Source organism: Cryobacterium sp. Hb1, assembly GCF_004403585.1.
In the GTDB taxonomy this organism is placed as follows: Bacteria; Actinomycetota; Actinomycetes; order Actinomycetales; family Microbacteriaceae; genus Cryobacterium; species Cryobacterium lyxosi.
The window spans coordinates 17,644-44,587 of record NZ_SOHI01000023.1 but is presented as its reverse complement, the minus strand read 5'-3'; the positions used below and the strand labels follow the sequence as shown (position 1 = coordinate 44,587).

24 protein-coding genes and 1 pseudogene are annotated in these 26,944 nt (G+C 61.3%); 13 read left to right on the top strand and 12 right to left on the bottom strand.

What is annotated here, in order from left to right:
* The 4 genes from E3T38_RS07120 to E3T38_RS07105 are packed head-to-tail and all read right to left on the bottom strand — an operon-like array spanning position 1 to position 4,861.
* Positions 1–1,101 carry a phosphotransferase family protein gene (locus tag E3T38_RS07120; RefSeq protein WP_198417320.1) on the bottom strand — a complete coding sequence of 367 codons (1,101 nt, stop codon included), beginning with the start codon at positions 1,099–1,101 and terminating at the stop codon, positions 1–3.
* Positions 1,101–2,414: an acyl-CoA dehydrogenase family protein gene (locus E3T38_RS07115; protein WP_134547442.1), complete on the bottom strand. Its 1,314-nt coding sequence runs from the start codon at positions 2,412–2,414 to the stop codon at positions 1,101–1,103. The genes E3T38_RS07120 and E3T38_RS07115 overlap by 1 nt, the downstream gene beginning before the upstream one ends.
* Before the next feature lie 42 nt (positions 2,415–2,456).
* Positions 2,457–3,239, bottom strand: coding sequence for an SDR family oxidoreductase (locus E3T38_RS07110; protein ID WP_134547440.1), 783 nt, complete (start codon positions 3,237–3,239; stop codon positions 2,457–2,459).
* Positions 3,236–4,861 (bottom strand): class I adenylate-forming enzyme family protein, encoded by a 1,626-nt coding sequence (locus E3T38_RS07105; RefSeq protein ID WP_134547438.1) that lies wholly within the window; start codon positions 4,859–4,861, stop codon positions 3,236–3,238. The genes E3T38_RS07110 and E3T38_RS07105 overlap by 4 nt, the downstream gene beginning before the upstream one ends.
* A 274-nt stretch (positions 4,862–5,135) precedes the next feature.
* On the opposite strand from E3T38_RS07105, the gene E3T38_RS07100 reads away from it, so the two are divergent.
* On the top strand, positions 5,136–5,777 hold the full coding sequence (locus tag E3T38_RS07100) for a TetR/AcrR family transcriptional regulator (protein ID WP_134547436.1): 642 nt from the start codon (positions 5,136–5,138) through the stop codon (positions 5,775–5,777).
* A 203-nt stretch (positions 5,778–5,980) separates the two neighbouring features.
* Here E3T38_RS07100 and chrA read toward each other — a convergent pair whose 3' ends face one another.
* The 5 genes from chrA to katG form a co-directional block, all read right to left on the bottom strand.
* Positions 5,981–7,213 (bottom strand): chromate efflux transporter, encoded by a 1,233-nt coding sequence (gene chrA / locus E3T38_RS07095; RefSeq protein ID WP_255452737.1) that lies wholly within the window; start codon positions 7,211–7,213, stop codon positions 5,981–5,983.
* A gap of 209 nt (positions 7,214–7,422) precedes the next feature.
* Entirely contained in the window at positions 7,423–9,516 is a 2,094-nt protein-coding gene (locus tag E3T38_RS07090; protein WP_134547432.1) for a transglycosylase domain-containing protein, read from the bottom strand.
* Between the two features lie 201 nt (positions 9,517–9,717).
* Positions 9,718–10,191: a MarR family winged helix-turn-helix transcriptional regulator gene (locus E3T38_RS07085; RefSeq protein ID WP_104198858.1), complete on the bottom strand. Its 474-nt coding sequence runs from the start codon at positions 10,189–10,191 to the stop codon at positions 9,718–9,720.
* A 650-nt stretch (positions 10,192–10,841) separates the two neighbouring features.
* Positions 10,842–11,405 (bottom strand): hypothetical protein, encoded by a 564-nt coding sequence (locus tag E3T38_RS07080; RefSeq protein ID WP_134547430.1) that lies wholly within the window; start codon positions 11,403–11,405, stop codon positions 10,842–10,844.
* Between the two features lie 421 nt (positions 11,406–11,826).
* Entirely contained in the window at positions 11,827–14,061 is a 2,235-nt protein-coding gene (gene katG, locus E3T38_RS07075; RefSeq protein WP_134547428.1) for a catalase/peroxidase HPI, read from the bottom strand.
* A gap of 485 nt (positions 14,062–14,546) precedes the next feature.
* On the opposite strand from katG, the gene E3T38_RS16680 reads away from it, so the two are divergent.
* Positions 14,547–14,717 (top strand): hypothetical protein, encoded by a 171-nt coding sequence (locus E3T38_RS16680; RefSeq protein ID WP_166805462.1) that lies wholly within the window; start codon positions 14,547–14,549, stop codon positions 14,715–14,717.
* A gap of 58 nt (positions 14,718–14,775) precedes the next feature.
* On the opposite strand, the pseudogene E3T38_RS17075 reads toward E3T38_RS16680, so the two are convergent.
* A pseudogene (locus E3T38_RS17075) lies at positions 14,776–14,954 on the bottom strand (IS3 family transposase); the annotation flags it as partial.
* Between the two features lie 299 nt (positions 14,955–15,253).
* On the opposite strand from E3T38_RS17075, the gene E3T38_RS07070 reads away from it, so the two are divergent.
* From E3T38_RS07070 to E3T38_RS07030, 9 genes are all read left to right on the top strand, one after another.
* The gene (locus E3T38_RS07070) at positions 15,254–15,658 is read left to right on the top strand and encodes a heme-binding protein (RefSeq protein WP_104196090.1); all 405 of its coding nucleotides are present in this window, start codon (positions 15,254–15,256) and stop codon (positions 15,656–15,658) included.
* Between the two features lie 952 nt (positions 15,659–16,610).
* Positions 16,611–17,087, top strand: coding sequence for an MSMEG_3727 family PQQ-associated protein (locus E3T38_RS07065; RefSeq protein WP_104196088.1), 477 nt, complete (start codon positions 16,611–16,613; stop codon positions 17,085–17,087).
* Positions 17,088–17,103: 16 nt separating this feature from the next.
* Entirely contained in the window at positions 17,104–18,789 is a 1,686-nt protein-coding gene (locus E3T38_RS07060; protein WP_104196087.1) for a PQQ-dependent dehydrogenase, methanol/ethanol family, read from the top strand.
* A 45-nt stretch (positions 18,790–18,834) separates the two neighbouring features.
* Positions 18,835–18,936, top strand: coding sequence for a pyrroloquinoline quinone precursor peptide PqqA (gene pqqA / locus E3T38_RS17445; RefSeq protein WP_104134078.1), 102 nt, complete (start codon positions 18,835–18,837; stop codon positions 18,934–18,936).
* Between the two features lie 72 nt (positions 18,937–19,008).
* Complete coding sequence (gene pqqB / locus E3T38_RS07050) at positions 19,009–19,902, top strand: pyrroloquinoline quinone biosynthesis protein PqqB (protein WP_134547426.1); 894 nt, start codon at positions 19,009–19,011, stop codon at positions 19,900–19,902.
* Positions 19,903–19,911: 9 nt separating this feature from the next.
* Positions 19,912–20,628 (top strand): pyrroloquinoline-quinone synthase PqqC, encoded by a 717-nt coding sequence (pqqC, locus tag E3T38_RS07045; protein ID WP_104196085.1) that lies wholly within the window; start codon positions 19,912–19,914, stop codon positions 20,626–20,628.
* Positions 20,615–20,914, top strand: a complete 300-nt coding sequence (pqqD, locus tag E3T38_RS07040) for a pyrroloquinoline quinone biosynthesis peptide chaperone PqqD (protein ID WP_104196084.1) — start codon at positions 20,615–20,617, stop codon at positions 20,912–20,914. Before pqqC ends, pqqD begins: the two co-directional genes overlap by 14 nt.
* A complete protein-coding gene (gene pqqE, locus E3T38_RS07035; RefSeq protein WP_134547424.1) occupies positions 20,886–22,070 on the top strand; it encodes a pyrroloquinoline quinone biosynthesis protein PqqE in 1,185 nt (394 codons plus the stop codon). The genes pqqD and pqqE overlap by 29 nt, the downstream gene beginning before the upstream one ends.
* Entirely contained in the window at positions 22,067–22,612 is a 546-nt protein-coding gene (locus E3T38_RS07030) for a manganese efflux pump (RefSeq protein ID WP_134547422.1), read from the top strand. The genes pqqE and E3T38_RS07030 overlap by 4 nt, the downstream gene beginning before the upstream one ends.
* A gap of 238 nt (positions 22,613–22,850) precedes the next feature.
* On the opposite strand, the gene E3T38_RS07020 is transcribed toward E3T38_RS07030, so the two are convergent.
* Positions 22,851–24,218 carry a DNA-binding protein gene (locus tag E3T38_RS07020; RefSeq protein ID WP_198417319.1) on the bottom strand — a complete coding sequence of 456 codons (1,368 nt, stop codon included), beginning with the start codon at positions 24,216–24,218 and terminating at the stop codon, positions 22,851–22,853.
* Positions 24,219–24,586: 368 nt separating this feature from the next.
* On the opposite strand from E3T38_RS07020, the gene E3T38_RS07015 reads away from it, so the two are divergent.
* Positions 24,587–26,071: a glyceraldehyde-3-phosphate dehydrogenase gene (locus E3T38_RS07015; protein ID WP_134547419.1), complete on the top strand. Its 1,485-nt coding sequence runs from the start codon at positions 24,587–24,589 to the stop codon at positions 26,069–26,071.
* Positions 26,072–26,153: 82 nt separating this feature from the next.
* Positions 26,154–26,495: a 6-phosphofructokinase gene (locus E3T38_RS07010; RefSeq protein WP_370449003.1), complete on the top strand. Its 342-nt coding sequence runs from the start codon at positions 26,154–26,156 to the stop codon at positions 26,493–26,495.
* On the opposite strand, the gene E3T38_RS07005 is transcribed toward E3T38_RS07010, so the two are convergent.
* A complete protein-coding gene (locus E3T38_RS07005; protein ID WP_134547417.1) occupies positions 26,449–26,931 on the bottom strand; it encodes a ribose-5-phosphate isomerase in 483 nt (160 codons plus the stop codon). The genes E3T38_RS07010 and E3T38_RS07005 overlap by 47 nt on opposite strands.
* Positions 26,932–26,944 lie beyond the last annotated feature (13 nt).

The following is a 26,944-nucleotide window of genomic DNA, read 5'->3' as shown; positions in this document are numbered from 1 at the left end:
TCAGGATGCGACGGTCGACCCGACGCCGGCAAATTGCCGGGCACCGTCCAGTAGCCTCGGGATGCCTTCTTCCAGCGAGGGGCTGAAGCCGGTGTCGCCCGGTCGTTCACCCTTGAGCCAGCGGGTGTAAATGGCCTCGCAGAAGATGGATGCCTTCCACAGCGCCAGCGTCTGGTACCAGGGCAGCGCGTCCAAGTCCACCTGCATCCGCTCGCGGTACCGCGAAATGAGCTGTTCGCGGGTGAGGTATCCGGGTTCGCGGGTCACCGTGGTCAATTCGAGCGGCGTAGAAAAACTTCCAGGTTCCGAATAGGTTGCCGTGAGATAACCAAGATCCGCCAACGGGTCACCCACCGTGGCCATTTCCCAGTCCAGGACGGCCATCACGCGTGCCGGGGACGACGGTTCGAACATCAGGTTGCCGGCCCGGAAGTCACCGTGGATCACCGTGGCGGCCTGGCTGGTGGGAATATTGCGTTCCAGCCAGCCGCCGATGCTGGCGACCTCGGGCAGATTCCGGGTGGTGTTCACCTCCCACAGGGCGGAGAAACGCTGGACCTGTCGCTTCAGGTAGCCTTCCGGGCGTCCGAACGCGGCCAGTTCTCCAGCGGAAACATCCACCTGATGTAGCTGAACCAGGGTGTCGACAACGGCGGCGCTGGTCGCCTCGCGCTGCGCCATGGTGCTGAGGTAGCCGGGGATTCGATCGGTGATAACGGTGCCGCCGAGGAAAGACATGATGTAGAAGGGAACGCCGAGAAGCGACTCGTCGTCACAAATTGCGAGAATTTCGGGAACCGGGACCCCCTGTTTTCTGACCAGCTGTTGGATCCGAGCCTCACGAACCATGTCGTGGGTGGATCGCGGCAGGGGTGGACGGGGGCCGCGGCGCAACACAAACACCTCGGTGCCGCGCTGGAGACGGTAGGTGACATTGGACTGCCCGTCACCGATCCGACACCAGGACAGCGGCCCGATACCGAGCCCTTTGGCATCCATGAACTCTTCGACCGCGTCGAGAATGAGAAGCGGCGGCAAGCCCAGCCGCACGGCGTCGGCGTAGTTGGCGACGACTTCGACGCCGTCGGGAATGGTGCGCATCAACGGATTCCTGCCAGCTCGGTGTCGAGATCAGCGGCGTGCAGGTCGGTACTACCCGCGGCAGCGCCGTGCTGATCGGAGCCGTGCTGATCGGAGCCGTGCACGTCGGCCAGGTACGGCTCTCCCTCGTCGACGGCTCGCTTTCGCGCCGCCGATGCGCGCCGGGAAATGGCCCATTTGTGGGTCTCGTTGGCGCCGTCGTAAATCCGAAACGGTCGCACCTCGTTCAGGTAGGCAGCCAGGGGAAGGCCGTCCGAAACCCCGTCGCCACCGCAGAGCTGGATGGCGCGGTCGACCACCCGGAAGATCGCCTCCGAGCAGTGCACCTTTGCGATGGAGGACATCGCGGATCCGGCCCGTGGATTCGTTTCGAGCAGCGCGGCGGTCTTATCGATGATGGCGTCGGAGGTTTCGATGTCGATCACGGACTGGGCGATCAGTTCCTGGGCAAGGCCCAGGTTCTTCATCGGGGAGCCGAACATTTCGCGGCGCTCGATTCGGTCCAGGGCAATGTCCAGCGAGCGCCGGGCCAGTCCGAGCCAGCGCATGCAGTGGGTGAGACGGGCTGGGCCGAGGCGCACTTGGGCATATGTGAAGCCGAGCCCGACGGCCCCCAGTACCGCGTCATCCGCTACAAAGCAGTCTTCGAGATAAATATGGGGATGGCCGCCAGCTATGGCACGGTCCATGGTGTGGATGTTGTCACCGAGCCGGATGCCTGGGTTGTCGAAATCGACCAGGAACATGGTGGCACCGGTCGGGGCGTCTTTGACGGCTTCGGTGTGGGCCATCACGATGCAGAAGGCTGCGCCGTCGGCGCCGCTGGTGAATCGTTTGTGACCATTGATGGACCATCCGCCGTCGACCTTTGTGGCCTCGGTGAGCAGGGCGGCCGGATCTGAACCGGCGCCAGGGTGTGGTTCGGTCATTCCGAAGCAGGACCGCGACGTGCCAGCGGCCAGGGGCACAAGGTAGCGCTGTTTCTGCGCCTCCGTGGCGATCAGGTTCAGCATGTGCATATTGCCCTCGTCCGGCGCCATGCAGTTGAGCGCGGACGCGCCGATCGGGGAATATCCGGCCTCTTGAAAGATCGCGGACCAGTACTGGATGGGGACGCCCTGGCCGCCGAATTCCTTAGGTACGTGCGGGGCGAAGACATTGGCGGCCTTCGCTGCCGCCTGTAGTCGGTCGCGGGTGGACTGGGCCAGGCGCTCGCCCGGCCGTGGCTCGGCGGGAATAACCGTGCTGCGGATGAATTCGCGGGTGCGGATGCGCAAATCTTCGATGTCGGCGGGCAGTGACTCGGTGCTCATTGTTCTATTTCCTTCCGCGGCCGGGGGCCGATGAGTGGCGTGTTAAGCGGTGCCGCCGGCTGCAAGCAGGCCGCCGTCGAGGTTGATGACCTGGCCGGTGATCCAAGCCGAATCTGAGGACGCGAGAAAGGCAACGGTGGCGGCGATATCCTCTGGATTGCCGAGGCGGCCCAGGGGATATCTCGCGGCGACTTCCGCCTCCTTGCCTTCGTAGAGGGCTTGGGCGAATTGCGTCTTGACAACCGCCGGTGCAACCGCGTTCACCCGTATCTTCGGTCCCATTTCAACGGCGAGGGTGCGGGTCAGATGTGCAATGGCGGCCTTGGTCACGCCATAGAAACCGATGCCGGGTGCCGGTGTCTGCCCGGTGACCGAAGACACATTGATCACGGTGCCGCCGCGGCCGGCGAAATCCAAGGCAACGTGGCGGTACGCATCCTGAATCCAGGCCAGGGTACCGAAGACGTTCACCTCGGTGATCTTGCGCGCGGCGGCAAGGTCGAGATCCATCACCGAACCGTAGACGGGGTTGATGCCCGCATTGTTGACCAGGACGTCCAGCTGGCCGAATGCTTCGGCGACAGCATTGAGAACTTCGAGGCGGTGGTCCGGATCGTGGGCTTTGCCGGCGAGCGGGATTACGGATCCTTTCGGAAACTGGGCGGCCGCATCGTGTAACGCCTCGGCGTTACGGGCGGTGATACAGACCTGGGCGCCCTCGGCCACCAGCCGCAAGGCGATGGCCAGCCCGATCCCGCGACTGGCACCCGTGACGATGGCCGTCTTGCCCTCAAGGCGGTGCGCTTGCACGGATTGCTCGCTCATAATTTCTCTTTCGGGTGCAGTACGCCCTGGGCTGCCGTGTTTGCATCACGGAGCTCCTGGCGGCGAATTTTTCCGGTCTGTGTCTTAGGTAGGTCGTCGACGATGTGCACGATGCGGGGGTATTTGTAAGCTGCGAGGCGCTCTTTGGTGAATGCGATGAGTTCGGCTGGAGTGACCGATACACCTGATTTCAGGGAGACGAAAGCGACGACTGTTTCGCCGCGGTACTCATCCGACTGGCCGATCACGGCGGCCTCATGGACTGCGGCATGTTCATACAGCGTGTCCTCGACTTCGCGCGGCCAGACCTTGTACCCGGAGACGTTGATCTGGTCTTTCAGCCGGTCCACCAGATAAATCCAGCCTTGTGCGTCGATGATGGCCACGTCGCCGGTGCGGAACCTGCCTTCGGGCATTGCGTGGGCGGTGGCATCCGGATTATTCCAGTAACCCGGGATAATCTGGGGGCCAGATAATTCCAGCTCGCCCTGAGTACCCGGTGGAACGGGACGACCGTTCGGATCGATGACTCTGGCTACAACGTGCGGTAACGGAATGCCGATGGACAGGGTGCCGCTGGAGGCGTCGACGGGCGCTGTGGCATAGGGCGGAACGGCAATCACACCGGACGTGCTTTCGGTTAATCCATAGGCATTGTGGATGTAGACGCCGAAGCGCTTTTGGAAGCGCTCCACGGTAGCCGGCGGGATTGGGGCCCCACCGGAGTACAGAGTCTTGACGGCGGCAAAATGGCTGGCACTGGCATGCGGAAGCGCCAAAATCGCGTTGAACACGGTAATCGAGCCGATGGTAAAGCTGACCCGATGCTCGGCAAAGGCCTCCAATACGATATCGGGGTCGAAGCGGCCCGTGAAAACCAGGGTTGTGTCGGTGAACAGCGAGATCGCAGCGTTAATCACGGCGCCAGTGATATGAAATAGTGGGGCCACGGCCATGACGATGTCACCGGGGGCCAGCCGTGCAAAGCGGCCAAACGTCGTGGCGACGGCCAGGACGTTTTCGTGGGTGTTCATGGCGCCCTTTGGCGGGCCGGTCGTGCCCGAGGTATAGGTCAAGAGCGCTACGTCGTCGCGGGTCAGCGCAATGTCAGCGGGTCGCAAGCCGTCGAATTCGCGAATCAGAGCGGCGACATCGCCGTCGGTTGAAGCCGCCGGGCGTGCTGTCATGTCACAACTGCGCGGATCGTTTCGCGTCTGGAAGTCACGTGCAGAGGTAGTGATGAGCCAGCAAACCGTGCTTCCGGCCAGCGTTTGACGAGTTTCCAACTCAGCCGTATCGGCACAAATAACACCGATGGCACCCGAGTCGTCAACGAGGCGACGCAGCTCGCGACGTTTGTACATGGGGTTCAGCAACAGTGCTGTCGCTCCCAATTTCCAGAGGGCCAGCAGGGCGAGCGCGTAGTGCGGGGTGTTCTGGAGGTAGATGCCGACCCGGGCACCGCGAATTGTGCCGCGGGCCACGAGCGCTACGGCGAGAGCGTCGGAGGCGCGGTCGACCTGGGCGGCCGTCATCCAGCCATCGAAGTAGCGAAGGGCGACGCGCTCAGGGTTGCCGGCGACCCGGGCCTTCCACGCCTCTACGGTGGACTCGTACCGCATCCCTGCACGTACTTCCCGGCTGAGGACGTCTCGTGCGGTCTGAGAATCTTCTACGGCGTTGATCCCAGGACGACCCTGGACGAAAGAGCCGATTTCACAACGATTGGTCACAGATGAACGAGTCACGACAGCCGCCCTTCTCCGGCATCGTCGCCGGAATTGACTTTACTAACTCCTACCGAGCGATCGCTCGGTAGGAGTTAGTCTGGAGTAGACGTCATCATCTGTCAAGACAGACAATGGCAATCAGGCGTCAACAGGTGAAGGAGTATTCGTGAAAGTTGAGACTGCGAAGAGAGTCGGGGATGAAGCCGTATGGCGCAAATACTCCGACAATACTCTGCCACCCCTGCTACAAGCGGCTTTGGATAGCTTTGTGGAGCACGGCTATCACGGCACGACGATTCGCACTGTGGCCGCTCGGGCCAAGCTCTCCGTACCGGGCCTCTATCACCACTACGCCTCCAAGCAGGCGCTGCTGGTGGCGATCGTGCAGTTCGCGATGCAGGACTTACTGGTCAGGAGCGAAGACGCCGTAGCGGAGGCAGGTTCCTCAGTGGAGGAACAGTTTCGACTTCTGATCGAATGTCTGGCGCTCTTTCACGCTCATCGCAGTGAGCTCGCCTTCATTGCTGCTAGTGAGATCCGAAGTCTGGAAGGCGAGTCGCGAACGGCGCACATCGCATCCCGCGATAAGCAGCAGCAGATGGTGGACGACGTTATCAATCAGGGTATGCGCGAGGGGATCTTTGACGCTGAGCACCCCAAAGACACCAGTCGAGCCATCGTGACTATGTGTACTGGTATTGCGCAGTGGTACCGCCGTGACGGTGAGCTTTCGCCCGAAGAGCTGGCCGTTCGATACGCCAACATCGCTCGGATGACGTTAGGGGTTGGCTCAGGTTCTCAAAGATAGAGCCCCCACGGCGCCCATACCCGTGCGAACAGATGCACGAGGCAGGCCAGACCGCGATGGTTTCTAGGGGTCGTTGCAACGCTTAGTGATCTATTCAGTGATCGGCAGCTCATTGAAGCGTTCGGCGGGGTGTCCGAGGCGACGGCAGTCCTGATATCGGCACCGGGCAAAGCGACCCTATTGCAGCAGGGATCGTCGCCGCCTTAGAGTATGCCTCCGGGCAAGAAAGTAAGCGCTATCCCACCGGCAGCGCCGACGGCTACGACAGCCCAGGCCGGCGTGCGCCAGGCGATGAGAAGCACGAAACATATAAGAGCCAGGACGAACGGGGCAGGACCAGTAATCGCGGTGGTGAAGACGGGGTCGTACAGCGCCGCGGCGAGGACGCCGACAACAGCAGCGTTCGCGCCGCGCATGAGCGCTTGGGCCCACGCTCGCAATCGGAACGCATTCCAGAACGGGATTACCCCGATCAGGAGAAGCAGTCCGGGGAGGAACACACCGGTAAGAGCGAGAGTAGCGCCTGCGATACCGCCAGGACCCACGGTTGAGAGGGTTCCGAGATACGCCGCGAATGTGAACAAAGGGCCGGGCAATGCCTGCGCCGCACTGTATCCAGTGAGGAATTGATCCGGCGAAACCCAACCGGTATCCATGACCCCGGCTTGCAACAGCGGCAGCACGACATGACCACCGCCAAACACCAACGCTCCGGCCCGGTAGAACGCGTCAAACATATCGATAGCCCCCCATTCCGTCGCGGCAGCCAAGGGTGGCAATACGACGAGCAGGATCACGAAGAGTGAGAGGCAGATCCATCCGGCGACGCGGGAGACCGGGAATCGGATCATTTCTGTCACGGCGCCGGCGCCGGCACGGCAAAAAATCAGGCCAGCACACGCGCCCACCATCAGAGCGATGATCTGCCCCATCGAGCCCGCAAGCAGAAGTACGCCCAGAGCGGCAATCACTGCGATGGATGCGCGGGCGGGATCGGGTGCGAGAGTTCGTGCCATTCCCCAGACAGCCTGAGCGACTATCGCAACAGCGACGATCGTGAGCCCACGGATAATTCCGGAACCGACTACGCCTTGGAATGCGCTCGCGCCGTACGCGAAAGCGATCATCAAGACGGCGGAGGGCAGAGTGAAAGCGAGGAATGCGGCGATAGCGCCAAACGGACCTGCTCGGAAGAGTCCCAAGCCGAATCCGACCTGGCTCGACGCGGGGCCGGGGAGGAATTGGCCGAGCGCGACCAGGTCTGCGTAATCGCTGTCGCTCAGCCATCTGCGGCGTTGGACTAATTCCCCACGAAAATATCCGAGATGAGCCGCTGGGCCGCCGAAGGATGTCAGTCCCATTCTCAGAAATACCCAAAAGACCTCCCAGACGCTCCCGCGCAAGCGATGGTCAGCCGTGCCGCCCTCGAAGGGTATTGCGTTGACCACTTCCCGCTCAGTCTGGCTAGTAGTTTGTTCGTCAGTTACTTTTCTGGCCACGGGCAGAGTGTCGCACGTTGAGGTTAACGAGCCGATCACCCTCTGCGCTGAAGCGACGACTCGATAAAAGCGAAATGTAGTGTCTCGAAACCCAAGTGTCTCATCTCCCAGGGGACACAAGATGGCTGCTGCCGAGCCTCGCGGACTCAGTTCGAGGTGCGACGCGTGCGGAGAGCCCTGGGGGATCCGTCAGCGAAGTCGTCTCCGCCATACTTCGCATTGGCGACGGACATGACGTCAGGCCACATCCGATGGCGGGCCGTAGCGGTGTATCCGCTGTCGAAGTACATGGAGCGTTGGTCGAGGGAGCCCGTGACGCTCACGACACCGGCCACTGTTGCCACCTCGGTGCTCGCGCCACTCATCCAGGTATCCGCTGCGCCACCCGTGGTTCCGGTTTTGCCGATCATCGGAACGCGGGGACTGGTCCGGTAATACGACGAGCGGGCGGTGCCCTCGCTCATCACGCGCTGCATGGCGTAGGCCATGGCACCCGCGACGGCGGGCTCAACCGATGCGCTGCACTCGGATTCCGGAACGGGCAGTTCGGTGCCATCGGCGGCCACGATTCGATCGATGACGACGGGTGTGCAGGTCACCCCGTCGTTGGCGATACCGGCGAAGGCGACAGCCATGGTCAGGGGCGCGATTTCGTTGGTGCCGAGCACGGAACTGGCTCCCTGGCGAAGCGGGTCGCCGTCGGCGCGGTGCACGTCGAAGGCCTCTGCGGTCTTGCGGATACCGCACAGATCCAGCTCTTTCGCCATGCCCAGGTACCCGGTGTTGTAGGAATTGATGGTCGATTCGAGCGCGCTGTAATTGGATCTATTTTGATTCAATGAGTCGTTGCGGGGGTTCCACCCGGGGTAACGCTGCGTACCCCGGCAACTGTCTTGGAAAGCGCCCCAGTGCGATGTGCGCCCAGAATCAACGCGCTCGTTGAGGGAGTGCCCCTCGCTTAGCCATTCGGCCAGCGTGAATACTTTGTAGGTGGAACCGGGCCGAAAACCGCTCGAGCCCCCGGCGGCACGGTCGGTGTTGTAGTTGATGGCAGTGTAGTTGGTCCCGGAATTCAGCATGGCCGGATCCTGGCTGTAGTCCTTGTTCTGGGTCATGGCGAGCACCCTGCCGGTGCCGACTTGAACACTGGAAATGACAGCGCCCACGTCTCCCGCGTTGGAGATCTTGGGAACGTTTTCGTTCATGGTTGTCACGGCCGCACCCTGCAGATCCAGGTCCAGCGTGGTGTACACGTCGTACCCACCACGGCGAAAATTAATCAGCCGCGTTTCTTCGTCTTCACCAAAAGTGGGGTCGGTCTGGAGTGCGTGCACGACATAGTCGCAGAAGTAGGCGTTGGCGCCGGCCGTAGCGCAGCCGGTACTGTGCGCCGTGATGACCGGGGCGATCACCGTCGCGACCGCTGCCTCGTACTGGGCGGCAGAGATCTTCTCCTCGGCAAGCATTTCCCCGAGAATATAATCGCGGCGCATCTTATTGGCGGCATAGTCGTTAGCGGCGCCATTGGTGACACTGTCCGGTATATCGAGCTGGAACTTTCGTGGGTTGTTCACGATCGCCACGAGGCTTGCGGCCTGCGGCAGAGTCACTGCCGCCGCTGTCGTGTTGAAATAATGATTGGCCGCTGCCTCAATACCGTAGACCGTGCCACCGAAGCCGGTGATGTTGAGGTACTGGCGAAGAATGTCCGCCTTGTCGTACTTCTTCTCCACGGCGATCGCGAAGCGCATTTCGCGAAGTTTGCGCTCTGCGGTGATCTCCGTGGCCGCCGTGTAGCACAGGTCGCTCTGCTCCTGCTCGGCGATGACTTCGCATTTCTGCACGAGAACGTTCTTCACATACTGCTGAGTGATCGATGATCCTCCCCGCAGCGAATCGCTAAATGTGTTGCTCACAACCGCGCGCAGCGTGCCCTGAATATCAATACCGTTGTGCTCAAAGAAACGAGGATCCTCACCCGATACCGCGGCGTCCTTCACAAATTGACTGATGGCATCCGATTCAACCTCGACCCGATTCTGGTCGTAGAACGACGCAAGCAGTACGGGGGTGCCATCGTCCTGGGTGGCATAAATGTTGCTCTTTTGCGAGAGCTGCTCGATTCCCAGATAGCCCGGCAGACTGTCAAGGAGCGTGATGGTGTGCGTCGCGCTCAGGCCGGCCAACGTGACCACCGGCGCCATACCCGCCGTCACGAGGACGCCGGCGACGACACTCATCCCGACAAACCTTATGAATGCGCCGAGGAACGTGCCTCTTGTTTTCGTGGGGACAGTGACATTGATGTCTAAAATTATCGCTACCTCATGGATCCACTAGTAGACAAAACGGGATGAGTGCGCCTCAATCGCTCGCACGCGCAACGCGGGGGTCACGGTCCAACCTGTGAGGGTTGGAGTCTTGGGAGAGCCTCTATCGCGCTAGATGCCAAGGATCAACAACTCTTTCGACGAGGTTTCCCCGGCGGCCCCGGCAAAGAGTTCAAATGCAGAAACAATTGCGGACTTTTGGTCGGGCGACAAGACGGACAGGATTTCGGCAATGTTGTCGCGGCGCTGCTCCAGGGCATGAGTGACAAGGTTTTGTCCTGCTGGCGTGAGTTCAATGAGTACCTCACGTCGACTAGCTGGCCTGGTCGTGCGCCTCACCCAACCAGCTTCGACAATGCGGTCGATTGCCCGGCTCAACGTGGAGGGGAGGACGCCGATGGCTTCGCCCAGAACGCCCATCCGCAGGGGCCCCGAGGTGTCCAACAGCACGAGAACACGAAACTGGGGCAACGTCACGATCTCCAGGACACCTGCGACAGATCGAGCCACCACACCCATCAGCGCACGAGAAGCTGTCAACGCGGCGTCCGCCGCGCGAGCGTCGAAATCTTCGTCAGGAATCACTTACACCCTCGTCTCTTGCAATAGTTGCAAACGCACAACAATTGCAAGCATACATTTATGGCGGGTTGGCACCCAATATGAATTTCGACGCCACGGGGCAATCACCCGAACGGAGACTGGCTTCGCCAAATCTGAATCTCAGGAAATAATCTAGATTCCGAAGCGCCACTTGAAGAAAAGTGAAGTCATGCAGCGGGCCAGAGCAAACTCCCGTGCCGACAGGTCCACGGGCCCGCCAACGAGCCGATGAATACCGCCGACGACGGCAGTCACAAGAGCGTTCGTAATGGCGGTCCTGTGCGGGACGGCACTTTCGGCTACCCTGTGGCGTCCTTGCAGAATTGTTCAACTCGTTCTCGGACAAAACCCGTCATTCCAAGTGAATTCTGGCTTGAGAGCCCATGGCTGGCGAGGACGACCAGAATCTGGGACGGTGGATTGGTACGTCGTGAACGGCGCTGACCATGGACCGCGCAACCGAGTGACGCCCGCGACGTGGCGCGGGATGATTCGAGCGCCTCGGTGCCCGTTCGTAGATCGCTGGTGTTATCACCGTTTCGTCGCGTTGCCTATCGCCGCGGCACGGAGGCAGGAGTTGTAGTCGGAGAAGAAACAGTGATCCCGCGAATGTCGCCGCTGATCCCTATTTCTCAGTTGCTCGTGCTGTTGGGCAGGTACGGCTCAAGCCATTTCAGGCCGCCGTTTCGTATCGGGATCTGCACTGATTCGGTATCCGTTCCGACCGTGACGATGACATCTGCTACCGCACCTGGTATCTCGTCAGCGGTCTCGAAGAGGGTCGGGTGTTCCTGGAAGGCATATTGCTCGCCCGGATCGAGGGTGACGGAGATCTCGTCGTCTTGGTCTGACAGCGTTACCTGGATTTCTTTCTCTGATCCATTCAGGAGGACCCCGATGAGGCGTGCGGGCTCGGCTTCGCCGTGTGTGACCAGGAGCAGGTTCCTGACTTCGATAGGACCCACCTCCGCGTTCATGCCGAGGTTTTTCGATCCCAGCTCCGTCGGGGGTATGCGCGGAGCACCGACGCCGGAGCAGCCTGACAGCCCCGCGACCACAAGCCCCAGTGCCGCAGCACTGACTCGATTACGCACGACACGCCGCCTGGACGTGGAAGAATCGTTGGTCTGGCTGGGGGAGCGCACGATGCTGCAGTCCGACAGTCGTGCGGAGATCAGTGCGAACATTCTGGTCATTGTGGGTCCTCCTGCTCGATGTATTGCGGCTGCTTGAGATCTTTCTGCTCAGGCCATTGCCCGGTGATTTACAGTTCCGGCCATCAGCTTATGTGCCGCGCGCGGCTCAATCCCTGACCGATACCGCGCGAAAAGGGGTGTTTGGGGAAGATGGCGGGGCGCGTTTGCGTACTTGCGCAAGGAATTTTTGGGAACCCGCCAGGGCTGTCGTAAGCGGCGACCCAGGCTTCGTCGAGGTCGGGCGTGCGGACATAGAGGGCGCGGATGCGGTGCCCGCGGGCGCGTTTGGCGATCGCGCAGCCTAGGTAAGACTTCCCAGAGCCGACGCGGACTTTCTCATCTAGATGCCCAGTCAGATGCCCCTGTTGGGGCTGGTTGGCATAGTAGGCAACTGACCGGCATCATCCGGAAGATGTGATTATCACCGACCGAAGCGGTCAAGATTCATGACCTTGTGCCACGCGGATGCGAAGTCGCGTACGAACTTCTTTTCAGTGTGCTGGCTCGCGTAGACCTCCGACAGCGCACGCAGCTCAGAGTTGGTCGAAAAAATGAGATCAGTGCGACTCGCGACCCACTTGATGTCGCCGGTCTGCCGGTCGCGGCCTTCGTAGGTCGTCTCCGTCGCGGGGTCGCCTGGCTTCGGCGCCCACACTGTGTCCATGTCGAGCAGGTTGACGAAGAAGTCGTTGGTCAGCGAGCCTGGTGTCGAGGTCAGCACGCCCAGGGGGGATCGGCCGTGGTTTGCGCCGATCACGCGCAAGCCGCCGAGCAACACTGTCATCTCGGGGGCACTCAGGGTCAGTTGGGCCGCGCGCTCGATGAGCAGAACTTCCGACGGCAGCCGGTTGCCCTTTTCGAGGTAGCTGCGAAATGCGTCAGCTGTCGGTTCGAGCGCGGCGAACCGTTCAGGGTCGGTCCACTCCTGCGTCGCATCCGTACGACCCGGCCGAAAAGGTATCTCGATGTCGTGACCGGCCTTGGCAGCAGCATGTTCGACCGCGGCGCATCCGCCAAGCACGATCAGGTCGGCAAGTGAGATCTTCTTGCCTCCATGCTGGGAATCGTTGAACTGCTTGCGGATCTGCTCGAGTGTGCCGAGCACCGTAGCCAGCACTTCAGGCTCGTTGACATCCCAGCGGCGCTGCGGTTCGAGACGGAGGCGGGCACCATTCGCGCCACCGCGCTTGTCGCTGTTTCGGAACGTGGAAGCGGATGCCCACGCGGTGGAGACTAGTTGCCCTACCGCCAGGCCCGACTCGAGCACCTGGCGCTTGAACGCAGTGATGTCATCGGCATCGACGAGTTCGTGGTCGACGTCGGGCAGTGGGTCCTGCCAAATCAGTCGTTCGGACGGGACGAGCGGCCCCAGGTAGCGCTGGGTTGGGCCCATGTCGATGTGCGTGAGTTTGAACCAGGCCCGTGCGAACGCATCCGCCATCTGGTCTGGATTCTCGAGGAATCGCCGCGCGATCGCCTCGTATTCTGCGTCCTCCCGGAATGCGAGGTCCGTGGTGAGTACCGTCGGGACATGGGTCTTGGACGGGTCGTGGGCGTCCGGGACTGTGCCGGCACCGGCACCGTCGCTCGGGATCCATTGCCATAGTCCGGCAGGGCTGAGCGTCACCTCCCACTCGTAGGCGAACAGTGTCTCTAGGAAACTGTTGTCCCATGTGGTCGGGGTGGGTGTCCAGATCCCTTCGAGCCCACTGCTGACGGTGTCGGCACCGTTGCCCGTTCCGAAGTGGCAGGCCCAACCCAGACCTTGTTGCTCGAGCGGTGCGGCTTCAGGTTCGGGCCCGAGGCAGGTGCCGGGGTCGGCCGCTCCGTGGGTCTTGCCGAACGTATGCCCTCCCGCAATCAGCGCGACGGTCTCCTGATCGTCTAACCCCATGCGACGGAACGTCTGACGAATGTCGCGTGCGGCGGCTACCGGATTGGGCACCGTGTTTGGACCCTGCGGATCGACGTAGATCAGTCCCATATCGCTGGCCGCCAGGGGCTGGTCGAGATCCCGGATCCCGCTGTGTCGCTCGTCGGCGAACCACTTATCTTCTGGCCCCCAGTAGGTCTCGTCGGCCTCCCAGACATCCTCCCGGCCACCGCCGAACCCGAACGTCGTGAAGCCCATCGATTCCAGCGCACGGTTACCCGCGAAGATCATCAGATCGGCCCAGGAGATTTTGCAGCCGTACTTCTGCTTCACCGGCCACAGGAGTCGGCGCGCCTTGTCCAGATTGCGGTTATCAGGCCAACCGTTCAACGGGGAGAAGCGTTGCATACCCGCGCCGCCACCTCCCCGACCGTCACCGACGCGGTAGGTGCCAGCACTGTGCCACGCCATCCGCAGCACAAGCGGTCCGTAATGTCCGAAGTCGGCGGGCCACCAGCCCTGCGAAGTCGTGAGTACCTCGTCCACATCGCGTGCCAGATCCTCCAGGTTCAGGGAGAGGAACTCTTTGGCGTAATCAAAGTCTTCGCCCAGCGGATTGGCGGTGCGGCTCGGTCGAGCTAAGCACCTCAGGTCGAGCCTCTGGGGCCACCAGTCATGTGGGTTCCTGACTTCTGCGGGATGATTTCGCAGCTTGGGCGACTGACGTGCATTCACGGTCTGGTTATACGTACGGTCGACGTAGGCGTCAGGGCTTCCAGACATGGCCACTCCTTCAGGCGAGCCTCTGTGCCCGTCAAGTCTTTGAGACAATCTGATGTGTTTTTCTTCTATACCGCAGCCGATTGGCGGTGGTCGCGGTGCGTGGTCAGCGCTCACCGCGATGAACGACTGGAAGCGGATCGGGACGATCTGGTCGAAGTTCTGGGGGTTCCTCGCCCCGGTCAGGCTCGGCTTGGACAGGCAAGTCAATTCATCCATGGGACGAATGTTGACGACCCGCTCCATCGCTGAGCCGACTGAGCGCGCTGACGGCACGAGACAGGCAACGACGAGTGCCGCGGAGAAGATCGGACCGTTCTTCACTAGTCGTCACTGGACATCACCTCCTCATTTCTTCATTGAAATCACGTACGCGTTTACCGAGGTCCTTGCGCAACAGGCACACTTAGAGTCCGCTCTCCAGCTGAGAAGCAACCGTATGCCACTCAAACCTCGACGACCAGACACGACCGCAAGACTCCCACACCATGCCGCTCACCCGCATCAACGTGCCGCTCGATACGAGCCGTCCCGCGTTATCCTGCCTCCGTCGGGCTGCGCTGTTCATCATCAAGGATGCGGTCGCGGTGCCGGTTTTGATAGATGTGATGCGTCGGAGGGTTTCAGCGTCGATGAGCTCGCCATTGACCACCCCGTAGCGGTGTCCCTGCCTGGACCTGCTTCGGATACTTCGGATAACGGAATGAACGGGTTTTTCTACGCTGCCAATGTTGACTGTAAACAACCGTGGTGGACGTCATTAGGCCGGCGATAACCGAGTTCGGAATGCCTGCGTCGACTGATGTATATCCTTCGATATGCCGGATGGCGTAGCTCCGAGCTTGTGATTTCGTGGCGTAGGCAGTGCGATTAAAACGTTCATTGTTGACCGTCGATTAAAAACTTTCCACCATCTATCGGGTTCACAAGGGCAGAAATCGAGGCAGCCGCTACCGTGAGAAAAAAATATGAAAAATGTTCGCGGGTTCTGCAGCTCACCCTGCAAATCAACTATCATCCTAGGAAGTGCCGCCCGGATAGGGGAATGAATTTATTTCAGCGGGCTGGTATTCACCACGAAACGCGAATGACTGCACTGTCGAATGCCGCGAGCTCGCAGGAGCCCGTCTGCTCTACCGTCCAACCACCGGCCGTGGACGACATCCGCGGCCCCACCCGATCGAGGAGAACCAGCATGACACTGACCCTTGCGGACGCCCGCATCATCATCAGCGCAGCCGAGGCCAAGGTCTCGGAGGTCGGACAGCCTATGAACATCGCCGTCGTTGACGCCGGCGGCAATCTCATCTCTCACGTACGGATGGATGGCGCCTGGCTTGGCGGAATCGACATCTCCATCAACAAAGCCTTCACTGCCCGGGCCTTCAATATCCAGACCAAGGACCTGGGGGATAACTCCCAGCCCAACCAGCAGTACTACGGCATTCAAGCCAGCAACAACGGCCGGATCGTGATCTTTGCCGGTGGAATCCCACTCACCCGCAACGGCGAAGTGATCGGCGCCATCGGCGTTAGCGGTGGCTCAGGCGAACAGGACCAGGCCGTCGCTCAAGCAGGCGCCAAGGCCTCTCTGACATAATCCACTCTTTGTGCCCCGCTCATACCACCGGGACGGGGCAGCACGGTCGATACCCCGATCTGGGCCGGTGGAAGTTGCCGTGCAGCGTTTGGCGCTATCCACCTTTCTCGATCGCTCGCTGCAGCGTTCGCTGAGCGTTTTCGTCGCTCCCGAGCGAGTCTCCGCTTCTTATCTCCCAGAAGTTTTCATGTATTTGGATCTCGCGACGTTGAGCGGACGATGCGTGGAAGGATCGTCCTTCGCTGTTTGATAAGTTCGCGCATTGGAGCGGCGAGCAGGAGGCGCTCGACTGCCTGATTAAGAATCCGCAGAAGCTCAAGATCGTCTCGTGGCGGCGCGCTCATTTGAAACGACGTGTGGTGTGCCTCCCGGGACGTTCCCTCATTCCAATACGTCGACCCAGTACGCGTCGACTCACTACACCTCGATCTAGAACACGTCGAACCGGTTCACCGAGACGGTGGCCCTGGAAAGACCCGTGGCCTTGATCGGGGGCATCAGTGATGCTTATGACAATGCCGGCGTGGAGACCGTGATGGGCACCTACACAGACGAGTCGATCGCGAAGAACGCACCCTGCGCGACGGCCCGCTGAGGACCCTGGCTGACGTCGATGCTGTCGCCTTGGCCGGGGCCGATTGGCGCCACAAGACACGTCACGGCGCCTGTGGGCACGTCCCGCCCGAGGGATACGAGATTGAACTACCCGCTTAGAGACGAAGCCGTTGAGAAAACGGCGGCATGCAAACTGCGACGGTTTTTGACGAGCGGCACATTGAGGCGGCTGAGCGGCATGGTGTGTCGGTCCGGCGGTGGTCTCTGTTAGTCGCGGTTCGGGTGGGCATACGGTTACCTGTCAACTGGCTCGGACGAGCGAGCGGACTCTGAATCTGCCTGCTGGGCAAGGAGTCCGGTAAACGCGAATGTGATTTCAATGAAGAGGTGATGTCCCGTGACGATTGTTGAAGAACCCGTAACTGAAGAACGCTCTGCTCTACTGGCCAGGCTTGGCCTGGACGGTCAGAATAAGGCGTCCATGGGCCGAGTGTTGGCGACCGGCTCCATCGCTGAGGCGACCGAGCGTGCTGACGGCACAATGGAAGCTACTATCCGCATTTTAGAGGACGAGATTTGCTGGGAACCAGCCATCCTGGTTCTGCCTCACGGTGGTGTTCTTGAATTGACCGTCATTAACGACGACAAGAACACACACGCCTGCCTCCTGCCGAGCAATGGCGACCAGAAATTTCTCTGGTTGGTCAATCACTCGAGAGGACGGGCGACGATCAATTTGGATGGCCCGGGTTACTACTGGTACAGCTCGCCCGGAGGTAATGACGAGGGACGCGGTTTGACCGCCGCAATCGTTGTCCAAGGTGAAGTGCCCCCAGAAGCCCGACTTGATCGACCCGAACAACCCCGACCATAGATAAGGGATTGAACTGATGACAATAGAATATGTGGACGCTGGCGAGGCCATCAACCACTCTGCGCTGAGCGCAATGCCGGGAATCGCCCCTGCGGTGACCGACAACATCGATTATGAGCGGCTCTTGAAAGCGCGTTCGGAATCGCAGAACTGGCTCACCTACTACGGTGCCTATGACGGACAGCGGTACAGCCTGCTGGACCAGATCAACTCCGAGAACGTGAGCAAGATCGCTCCCGCCTGGATCTTCCAGGCAGGCCAAGCCGGTCAGATCGCGGGTGCGTCGACCTACGCATTCGAGACCTGCCCCTTGATCGTGGACGGCGTCATGTTCGTGACTGGCTGGGACGGCTGGTTCTGGGCCCTCGACGCGGCGTCGGGCCGGGAACTCTGGCGCTACAAGCATGCCGTGCCCTTCGATGTTTCGCTCTGTTGCGGCAACGTCAACCGAGGTTGCGCGGTGGCCAACGGCAAGGTCTACTTCGTGACTCCTAACGCCCAGCTGGTTGCACTGGATGCAACCAACGGTGACGTGGTGTGGCAGAAGACCATCGGCGACGTGCGCGCTGGTGAGAGCGCCTCGATCGCCCCGACGGTCATCAAGGACCTGCTCATCACGGGCAGTGCTGGCGGCGAGTTCGGGGTACGTGGTCACATCGACGCCTGGGACCTGGAGACCGGCGAGCAGCGCTGGCGCACGTACACCGTGCCGAAGCCGGGCGAACCGGGCTCCGAGACCTGGCCCGCTGACGGTGAGGCTTGGCAGCGCGGTGGCGGAAACCACTGGGTCACTGGTTCGTATGACCCGGAGACAAACCTGTACTACGCGGGCACCGGTAACCCGGCACCCGACTTCGACGGCGAGGTTCGCGAGGGCGACAATCTCTACACCGACAGCCTTGTCGCGCTGGACGTCGACACAGGTGAGATCAAGTGGCACTACCAGTTCACTCCGCACGACCTGTGGGACTACGACTCCACAATGGAGATGACGCTGTTCGAGCGGGACGGCAAGAAGTTGCTGGGCCACTTTGATAAGAACGGCTACTTCTTCGTGCTGGACCGCACCAACGGTGAGTTGCAACACGTGACTCCCTTTGTGGACCGGATCGACTGGGGTGTCATTACCCGAGACGGTAAGGTCACTCCCCGGAAGTACCCGGAGAAAGAGGGCGAACCGGTGCACTTCTACCCCGGCCCGGCTGGTGCGAAAGAGTGGACGCACGCGGCGTACAGCCCGAAGACCGAGATGTTCTACGTGCCTGTGGCCGACGTTGGTGCGACCGCCACCCGCCGGCGGCGCGAGTTCAAGGAGAGCATGCCCTACTGGGGCGCTGGTGTCGCGGTGGACATCGACGACATGGCCGGGTCGGTCAGTGCGTTCGACACTCATGGTGAAGAGAAGTGGCGGTGGCGTCTCGATTACCCCATGGCCGCATCCGTGCTTGCCACGGCCGGCGATCTGGTGTTCGCTGGCACCCCGACCGGTGAGTTCGTCGCACTGGACGCCCGAACCGGTGAGAAGTTGTGGGAGTTCCAGTGTGGCAGCGGCCATCACGGCAGCTCCTCGACCTATAGCGTCGACGGCAAGCAGTACGTCGTCGTTCCAGTGGGTTGGGGTGGATGGCTTGAAGGCATCATTCCCGGAATGCTCGGCGCGGGCCACGGCAGCGCGCTGATCGCCTTCGCCCTGCCCGGGTGATGGCCATCCCAATACCCATCCGGAGACTGAAAGGAGAAAACGAACATGATCGTAGACAACAATCTGCCGAAGTGGGAATCGCCCACGCTCGCAGAAATCCGCGTGTCAGCTGAGGTTACCGCTTACGCGGGCACCCTAGATATGTAAGCGATCCGGTGTGGTGCCGGGCCGAGTTGGCCCGGCACCCCACCGGATTCACAATGAAAGGATGCGGCGGGGATGTGGGCACGCGTGCTGGGATCGGCAGCCGGGGGAGGGTTCCCGCAGTGGAACTGTGCATGCCCTCAGTGCCGCGCGGTACGAAGCGGCTCGCGACCCTGCGTTCCACGCTCCCAGTCGTCCATTGCGGTCAGCGCTGACCGGCAGCAATGGTTTCTGTTCAACGCCTCACCGGACATCCAGTCACACATAGAATCCTTTCCCGCCCTGCACACCGACGACGGTAGAGTGACGCGGCTACAAGCTGTTCTGCTCACCGACGCTGAACTCGACCACACGCTCGGCCTGCTTCTGATACGGGAGGGCCGCGGACTCGAGGTGCACGCGACGGAGTCGGTGTACGAGACCCTCAGTACCGGAACCGGGATACTGCGAACACTCAAAGAGTATTGTCCGGTGACATGGCGACCGGTGGTCCCCGGCACCGAGGTGCAGCTAGGCGGAGGGCTGTCGTACCGCGCTTTCGACGTCCCCACCACGAAGCGGATGCGCTTCGCCGGGGCCGCGGAGAAAGGCAGGGTCGTGGGTTACCGCGTCACTGACACCACCAGCCGTCAGAGCTTGGTCTACCTCCCGTGCGTGCAGCAGCTCACGCCCGACATTCTGGAGGAGTTGACGGACTGCTCCACCTTGCTGATCGATGGCACCTGCTGGAGTGATGACGAGATGCCCAGCCTCGGCCTAGCTAGCAAGACCTCGCGTGACATGGGACATGTTCCAATTGATGGGCCGAGCGGCAGCCTTGAGCTGCTGTCACCGCTGCTCATCGATCGCAAGATCTACATCCATATCAACAACACCAATCCGATATTGCTCGACGATTCGCCAGAACGGCTGCTTCTTGCCCGGCATGGCATGGAAGTCGCCGTGGACGGGCTTGAACTTGAGATCTAAGGAGCAACGATGACGCTACTACTCACATCCGAAGAAACGGTACTACTCACACCCGACGAACTAGAAGCGACGCTCCGCGCGCACGCGAAGCAGTACCACAGCGAGCATCCCTTCCATCGCCGTATGAACGAGGGACAGTCCAGCCCCGAGGAAATCCGCGGGTGGGTGGCCAATCGCTTCTACTACCAGTTGAACATTCCCCGGAAGGATGGGGCGATCCTCAGCAACTGCCCAGACCGTGAGGTACGACGCCGCTGGGTCCATCGGATCACTGACCACGACGGCACCACGGAGGGAACCGGCGGAATCGAGTCGTGGCTGCGTCTCAGCGAGGCCGTTGGCCTGACTCGTGAAGAGGTAGAGAACTCACAGCACCTGCTACCCAGTGTGCGATTCGCCGTCGACGCCTATGTCACCTTCACGCGAACCCGTCCATGGGTGGAGGCGGTGGCATCGTCGCTCACCGAGCTGTTCGCACCCGACCTGATGGCAAAGCGGCTCGCGGCATTCGAACGCCACTACACCTGGATCGACCCAGAGGGTCTCGCCTACTTCAGGACTCGGATTACCCAGGCACCCCTCGACTCAGAGCACGGTCTCGCGATCGTGAGGGAGCACTGCGTCACTCCAGAGACGCAGGCAGCCGCTGTGGCGGCACTGTCGTTCAAGTGCGATGTGCTGTGGAGCATGCTCGATGCGATTGACCAAGGCTATGGAACTCACTGACGAGGACGCCCGGCCGCGGTTGGCGCCGCACGTGCGGCTGACCTACAGCGCCGCGCGCAAGGAATATGCGCTGCTCTCACCGGAGACGATTTGGGTCATCAACGCCACCGGAGCCGCGATCGTGGAGCTGTGTGACGCCCAGCGAACTATCGCGGAGATCAGTGCCGAACTGCGCGACCGATACGACCAGGTCGCAGAAAGCGACGTCCGAAGCTTCGTGGCTAATCTCGTCACCAAGCATGGCATGGAGGTAAATCATGGAAAAGCCCTACGGACTGCTCGCTGAGCTTACATACGCCTGTCCGCTGCAATGCGCCTACTGCTCTAATCCGCTCGAGCTCGACGCCTATCGCGATGAGCTGAGTACCGAGGACTGGCAACGAGTATTTGCCGAGGCTGCGGAACTGGGTGTCCTTCAGCTGCACCTCTCGGGCGGCGAGCCGTTGCAGCGCCACGACATCGTCGAATTGGTGCAGTGCGCTACCGACCTGGGCTTGTACACCAACCTGATCACCAGCGGGCTCGGTCTGTCCACTCGTCGCGCCGAGCAACTTCTCGCCGCTGGCCTCGACCATATACAGCTCAGTATCCAGGCCGATGAGGCGGCCCTGAACGACCAGATCGCGGGGACTACTTCGTTCGAGCGTAAGCAAGTGGCCGCACAGCTCGTCAAGCAGCTGGGCTGGCCACTTACCCTCAACGTTGTGCTGCACCGGCAGAACATCGACCGGATCGGCGGCATTCTCGATATGGCGGTGGCGATGAACGCAGACCGTGTAGAGCTGGCAAACACGCAGTACGCCGGCTGGGCGGGGCATAACCGCGATGAGTTGCTGCCGACCCGGGACCAGCTGGAGCGCGCTGAGGCGGTGGTGCGGGCGGCACGAGAGCGGCTCGGCGACACAATGGAGATCATCTACGTCATCCCGGACTACTACAGCAAGTACCCCAAGCCCTGCATGGACGGTTGGGCCAGTCGCCAGTTCACGGTTGTACCCAACGGCGAGGCGCTGCCGTGTCCGGCGGCCCATGAGTTGGGCCGCGCCCTTGACCTGCCCCCGGCCAACGTGCGCGAGCATTCCCTGGAGTGGATCTGGGAGTCGGCGCCACTGTTCCAGCAGTATCGTGGCGACGCGTGGATGCCAGACCCCTGCCGCAGCTGTGACCGCAAGGAAATAGACTTCGGCGGCTGTCGTTGTCAGGCCTTTGCACTCACCGGCGACGCTGCCCGAACTGACCCGGTCTGTCATCTCTCGCCCGACCACGGGATCGTTGAGGATGCGGTGGCGGCAGCTAACGACCCGCTGCGTCCGCAGGAGAGCTCGCTGACTCCCCGCTCGAAACTGATCCGCACCAAGAAACGGACGACCGCCAGTACGCGGGCGATGTCCGCGACAACGCTCGTCCAGTTCTCCGAAACCATATTGAAAGGCAGGCAATGATAGGCGTAATAGCGCTCGGATTCGTCCTCGGTATGGACAACTTTCGCACATCGATCGTGCTCGGACTGCTCAAACCAACCTGGCGCGAGTCACTGAAAACGTCCTTGTACTTCGGCGTCTGGGATGGCGTGGCACCGCTCGTCGGGATGCTTGTCGGCGTGTTCATGAGCACCAAGATCTCTGACACGGCCGAGATGATCGGTGCGGCCGTCCTGGCCGGATACGGCCTTTATCTCGTTATCAAATCGATCCGGTCACCCGAGCGTGTGGACCCGGACATGAAGGTCGCTCGACGCTGGCTGCCCGTGCCGTTGAGCCTCGACAATGTGGCCGGGGGCGCGGCCCTCGGCCTCGTAGGCGGAACGGTATGGATCGCGCCTTTGCTGTTCGGAGTCACCACCGCGATCCTGTCGTTCGCCGGACACGCGATCGGTAAAACGGCCGTCAACCTCGTTCCCTTCAGCGTTCGTCCAGACCTGCTGACCGGAATCGGCGTTCTGCTGATGTCGGGCCTGATGTTCACGGGTGTAGGCGACTTCTGATGTCGAACATCGACGTGCGTAACAGGGGAGAAGCCAGTGCGCGGCCGCTGTGCTATCACTGCCTGGAGTCCTATGCGTCGGCGGATGCTGACCGGCACACGGTGCCAGTCAGCTGCGAGGCCGTCTGTCCGCGCTGCAAGATGATGCCCGCGTGCTACACGTGTCGAAACATGTATTGCGCCTGCGAAGTGCACCAACACTGAGGGGCTCGGCGTGACGATTGAACTGGTGTGCGTCCCTAAATGTTGAGCGCACGACGTACCGCGCTCACGTTTCGCCGGGACACCGGCACCCTGGTGTTCTCGCGATTGTCCATGACCAGGACCAGTTCGCCCTTGTCTCGGCGTTCCACCTCCCGAATTCGACTGAGATTGACAAGGTACTGACGGTGCACTCGCAAGAAAACGCCAGTATCGGCCAGATCGTTGTCGAGTTTGTCCAAGCCGGACAGAGCAGCGCGCAGCTTGCCTGCATTCGTGAGAAGCCACACGTCGCTGCCGTCTGATTCGGCCACGGCAACCTCTGACGTCCCGAGCAGCACCATGCGATTTTCCTCGCGAAGGGCCACTATTCGACGGGACTGTCCCAGCAAGACCCCGCCTGTTTGTGCCTGTCGGAACTGCTCGCCAGCGAAGCCACCGAACGAGATCAGGTGTCCGATCACAGTGCGGTGCAGGAAGACGGGGCGAATTCCGATCGATAACAATTCGTCTGCCCGAGCGGTGAGGATCTGCGTCGAGCCGGTCCATCCCGGGTCTGCGCTCGCCCGCTTAGTGGCATAGCGGGCAGCGTGGATGAATGACGGGAGCTGCGGAGTCCAGCGCACGGCGGGGTTGACCGCGGGGGTGTTGCCGGGGACGCCGAGAATGATGCTCGCCGTATCGTCGGCGATCACCACCCCACCTGCCGTGTCGACGGCGACGAGTGACTCGTTCGGCCGTCCCCCGGCATGGGAGAAGGCGGCGAGCATCTCACTGCCGCTATCCTGGGCGCGCTTGCGCAAACTGTTCTGGGCATGGGTGGCAGCGGTCTCCAGCCATCTGCGCGAGGATGGTGGCAGTTCAGTGCGCCAACACGAGATGTTCAGGACGGCGAGTGGCTCCCCGCCCACCACGTCCCGCACCGCGATACCTCCGCAGGACCATTCGTGGAAGGCCTGGGCCCAATGCTCCGATTGCCTGATCAGAACCGCGTGCTTGGTTTCGAGTGCGGTGCCCATGCTATTCGTGCCCACCGCGCCCTCTGACCAGCAAAACCATGGCGCGAGGCCGCCCTCAGTGGCGATTGAGCGGGTGTTCTTGTCGCCCCAGGCGGCCAGAATTCTGCCGCTGGCGTCGGCAACGGTGATAACGCCTCCGGTGTCGGCTAGCTCGTTTGCAATGGCAGCGGCGCGAAAACCCAGCTCTGCGAAGACGACATCTTGATCGAGGGAGTGCGTGACCTGTGAGACCGCGCTAGGGGCCTCGGACAGAAACGGGTCGATGTGGTACTGATCTCTGGATCGCTGCCACGAGATCGCCACTTCTGGCCTTACGCCGTAGACATCGTCCTCTCCATGAACGAATCGTTCCCACGCGCCACGAATGTCGGTCGCGGTCGAGTCCACGGATGTCGGCTGGGGTCGCTGGTCATTTGAAATAGTGCACTGCCTTAGGGCTACTCATCAAATTGCACGGTCTACCACGAGATCCAAAATGCCAACCTCGGACGGGCATCGCTGGTACGGACTGCAGCTGGCCCGATGTATGAGCCGGCCGGTGCAGTGAGTGCTCCCGCGGTGCATCCACCGAACGCGATTCGCTCCACTATTACATTCGCTGGTGTAATAGAAAACCATATGGCGCGGCAGCCCTATTCGCAAATCCCAGATTTACCTACCTAAACAGGTGGTTCGAACCGTCTGAATTAGCGTTTCCCCTACCCGCAATTGATAGAAGGATGGGATGACCGCTTCTTTTCCGGAAAGGCAGTTCGATGCGACAAACTTCAGCTTCTTGTCTCGATGCATGGATGGGCCGGGAGGCCTTCGCCGAGGCCATGATTCCGGTGATAGGCCGCCTGTACCGCGAAAATAACGTGCTGATTAGTATTCATGGCCGGAGTTTGATCAACAACTCCACGATGGACATCCTCAAGGCGCACCGCTTCGCGCGCCGGATCGGCAAAGACGAATTGCTCCCGGAGGAGACTTTTCCGTTACTGAACACTTTGGCGAAATTGCAGCTCGGTTCGGCCGTGATCGACATTGCCAGCCTGAACCAGAAGTTCACAGAAGATGACGACGGTGCCACCTTGGAGGAGTTCCTTCGTGCCGAGCTCGCCGGGATCGTGGGCAAGCACGGTGACGAGTACGGAACCAGCACCGACGTCGTGCTCTACGGCTTCGGCCGGATCGGCCGACTCTTGGCCCGCTTGCTGATTGAAAAGGTCGGTGGCGGTCATGGCCTTCGCCTGCGTGCCATTGTGGTGCGCCGCGGGTCTGACAACGACCTTTCCAAGCGTGCCAGCCTGCTGCGCCGTGACTCGGTTCACGGTCCCTTTGACGGCACCATTCGGATCGACGAGGACGCCAACACCATCACGGCCAATGGGGTGCAGGTGCAGGTCATCTACTCGGACAACCCTGCCACCGTTGACTACGCAGCCTACGGCATCACGAACGCCCTGGTGGTGGACAACACCGGCCGTTGGCGTGACGCCACAGGGCTGTCCCAGCACCTGCAGAGCACGGGTGTTGCACGGGTACTGCTAACCGCTCCGGGGGACGGTTCGCTGAAGGACATCGTCCACGGCATCAACCACGACACCATCACTGATGCTGACCGGATCGTGTCGGCGGCGTCCTGCACCACGAACGCCATCACTCCGGTGCTCAAGGCCATAAATGACAGGTTCGGGGTAATCCACGGCCACGTGGAAACCGTCCACTCATTTACCAATGACCAGAACTTGGTCGACAACTTTCACGAAGGTGCCCGGCGCGGCCGTTCCGCCGCACTGAACATGGTGATCACCGAGACCGGTGCCGCCAAGGCAGTGGCCAAGGCGCTGCCCGAACTGCTGGGCAAGCTCACAGGCAGCGCCATCCGGGTCCCCACGCCGAACGTCTCCCTCGCCATCTTGAACCTCAGCCTCGAGACCACAACGACCAGGGACGAGGTGAATGATTACCTTCGTGAAATGTCGCTACATTCTGACCTGCGCGAGCAGATCGACTACATTGACTCACCCGAGGTAGTCTCCACCGACTTCGTCGGTTCCCGTCGTACCGGCATTGTGGACGGATTCGCCACCGTTTCAACGGACAAGACCCTAATTCTCTATGTCTGGTACGACAACGAGTTCGGTTACAGCTGCCAGGTGATCCGCGTCATGGACGAGATGGCCGGTGTGCACCGCCCGTTCTTCCCCGCGACTGATGTCGTTCGGGAGGCGTTGTCCGTGCTGTCCGCAGTGTGAGCCGTGACACGAACATTGGAATTCTCACCAGCGGCGGCGATCGCCTATCAGGGTGGCAGCACGCTTGGCACCTCGCGCACCGATGTTTGAAAACGGCGGCGGCCCCGATGTTATCGAAGGCTACACGCGCCGACTGGCCATTGGCGCCATCATTGCGATTGGCGGGGAAGGAACCCGTGCTGCGGCCGAGCGACTTACGAACGCAGGGCTAAAAGTCGTGGATGTTCCCCGGGCTGTGGACAACGACCTCAATGCGACCGACTACAGCTTCGGTTTCGGTACCGCCGTGCACATCGCGACGGAAGCCATCGACAGGCGGGGGGACTACCGCAGAATCCCATCGCCGGTGCATGATCGCAAGTCGTTCCGCAGGAGCGCTACGACGAGGCCGCGGTCTTGTTTGGCTGAGCCTCGTACGCGGTGATCTGGCCGATGCGTCGCACGTGGCGCTCGGCATTGCGGAAGGGCTCGGCCAAGAATGCCTCGATCAGTTCGGTGGCCTCCTCAACGGTGTGCTGGCGACCCCCTAAGGCCACCACGTTCGCATCGTTGTGTTCGCGAGCCAATTTTGCCGTCTCGAGGTTCCAGGCCAGGGCCGCGCGCACGCCGATGACCTTATTCGCAGAGATCTGCTCACCGTTGCCCGAGCCGCCCAACACTATCCCGAGGGCGTCCACGCCCGCGGCTTGGTCGGCCACGACGGCGGACGCGGCAGTGATGCAGAATGCCGGATAGTCGTCTTCGGCGTCATAAGCCGTGGGGCCGTGGTCCACCATCTCGTAGCCTTTGGCTGCCAGTGCCGTGATTAGGTGGGAACTGAGCTCCATGCCGGCATGGTCGGTTGCGATGTGAACGCGCATGAGTGGTCCTTCA

Bases quoted from the DNA above. Each gene is read 5' to 3' on its own strand.
- E3T38_RS07115 (WP_134547442.1), bottom strand. From the start codon at position 2,414: ATGAGCACCGAGTCACTGCCCGCCGACATCGAAGATTTGCGCATCCGC.
- E3T38_RS07110 (WP_134547440.1), bottom strand. From the start codon at position 3,239: ATGAGCGAGCAATCCGTGCAAGCGCACCGCCTTGAGGGCAAGACGGCC.
- katG (WP_134547428.1), bottom strand. From the start codon at position 14,061: ATGTCTGGAAGCCCTGACGCCTACGTCGACCGTACGTATAACCAGACC.
- E3T38_RS16680 (WP_166805462.1), top strand. From the start codon at position 14,547: ATGCCGCTCACCCGCATCAACGTGCCGCTCGATACGAGCCGTCCCGCG.
- E3T38_RS07080 (WP_134547430.1), bottom strand. From the start codon at position 11,405: ATGACCAGAATGTTCGCACTGATCTCCGCACGACTGTCGGACTGCAGC.
- E3T38_RS07010 (WP_370449003.1), top strand. From the start codon at position 26,154: ATGTTTGAAAACGGCGGCGGCCCCGATGTTATCGAAGGCTACACGCGC.
- E3T38_RS07105 (WP_134547438.1), bottom strand. From the start codon at position 4,861: ATGCGGTACGAGTCCACCGTAGAGGCGTGGAAGGCCCGGGTCGCCGGC.
- E3T38_RS07030 (WP_134547422.1), top strand. From the start codon at position 22,067: ATGATAGGCGTAATAGCGCTCGGATTCGTCCTCGGTATGGACAACTTT.
- E3T38_RS07090 (WP_134547432.1), bottom strand. From the start codon at position 9,516: ATGAGTGTCGTCGCCGGCGTCCTCGTGACGGCGGGTATGGCGCCGGTG.
- E3T38_RS07015 (WP_134547419.1), top strand. From the start codon at position 24,587: ATGCGACAAACTTCAGCTTCTTGTCTCGATGCATGGATGGGCCGGGAG.
- E3T38_RS07120 (WP_198417320.1), bottom strand. From the start codon at position 1,101: ATGCGCACCATTCCCGACGGCGTCGAAGTCGTCGCCAACTACGCCGAC.
- pqqE (WP_134547424.1), top strand. From the start codon at position 20,886: ATGGAAAAGCCCTACGGACTGCTCGCTGAGCTTACATACGCCTGTCCG.
- E3T38_RS07070 (WP_104196090.1), top strand. From the start codon at position 15,254: ATGACACTGACCCTTGCGGACGCCCGCATCATCATCAGCGCAGCCGAG.
- pqqC (WP_104196085.1), top strand. From the start codon at position 19,912: ATGACGCTACTACTCACATCCGAAGAAACGGTACTACTCACACCCGAC.
- pqqD (WP_104196084.1), top strand. From the start codon at position 20,615: ATGGAACTCACTGACGAGGACGCCCGGCCGCGGTTGGCGCCGCACGTG.
- E3T38_RS07005 (WP_134547417.1), bottom strand. From the start codon at position 26,931: ATGCGCGTTCACATCGCAACCGACCATGCCGGCATGGAGCTCAGTTCC.
- pqqB (WP_134547426.1), top strand. From the start codon at position 19,009: ATGTGGGCACGCGTGCTGGGATCGGCAGCCGGGGGAGGGTTCCCGCAG.
- pqqA (WP_104134078.1), top strand. From the start codon at position 18,835: ATGATCGTAGACAACAATCTGCCGAAGTGGGAATCGCCCACGCTCGCA.
- E3T38_RS07060 (WP_104196087.1), top strand. From the start codon at position 17,104: ATGACAATAGAATATGTGGACGCTGGCGAGGCCATCAACCACTCTGCG.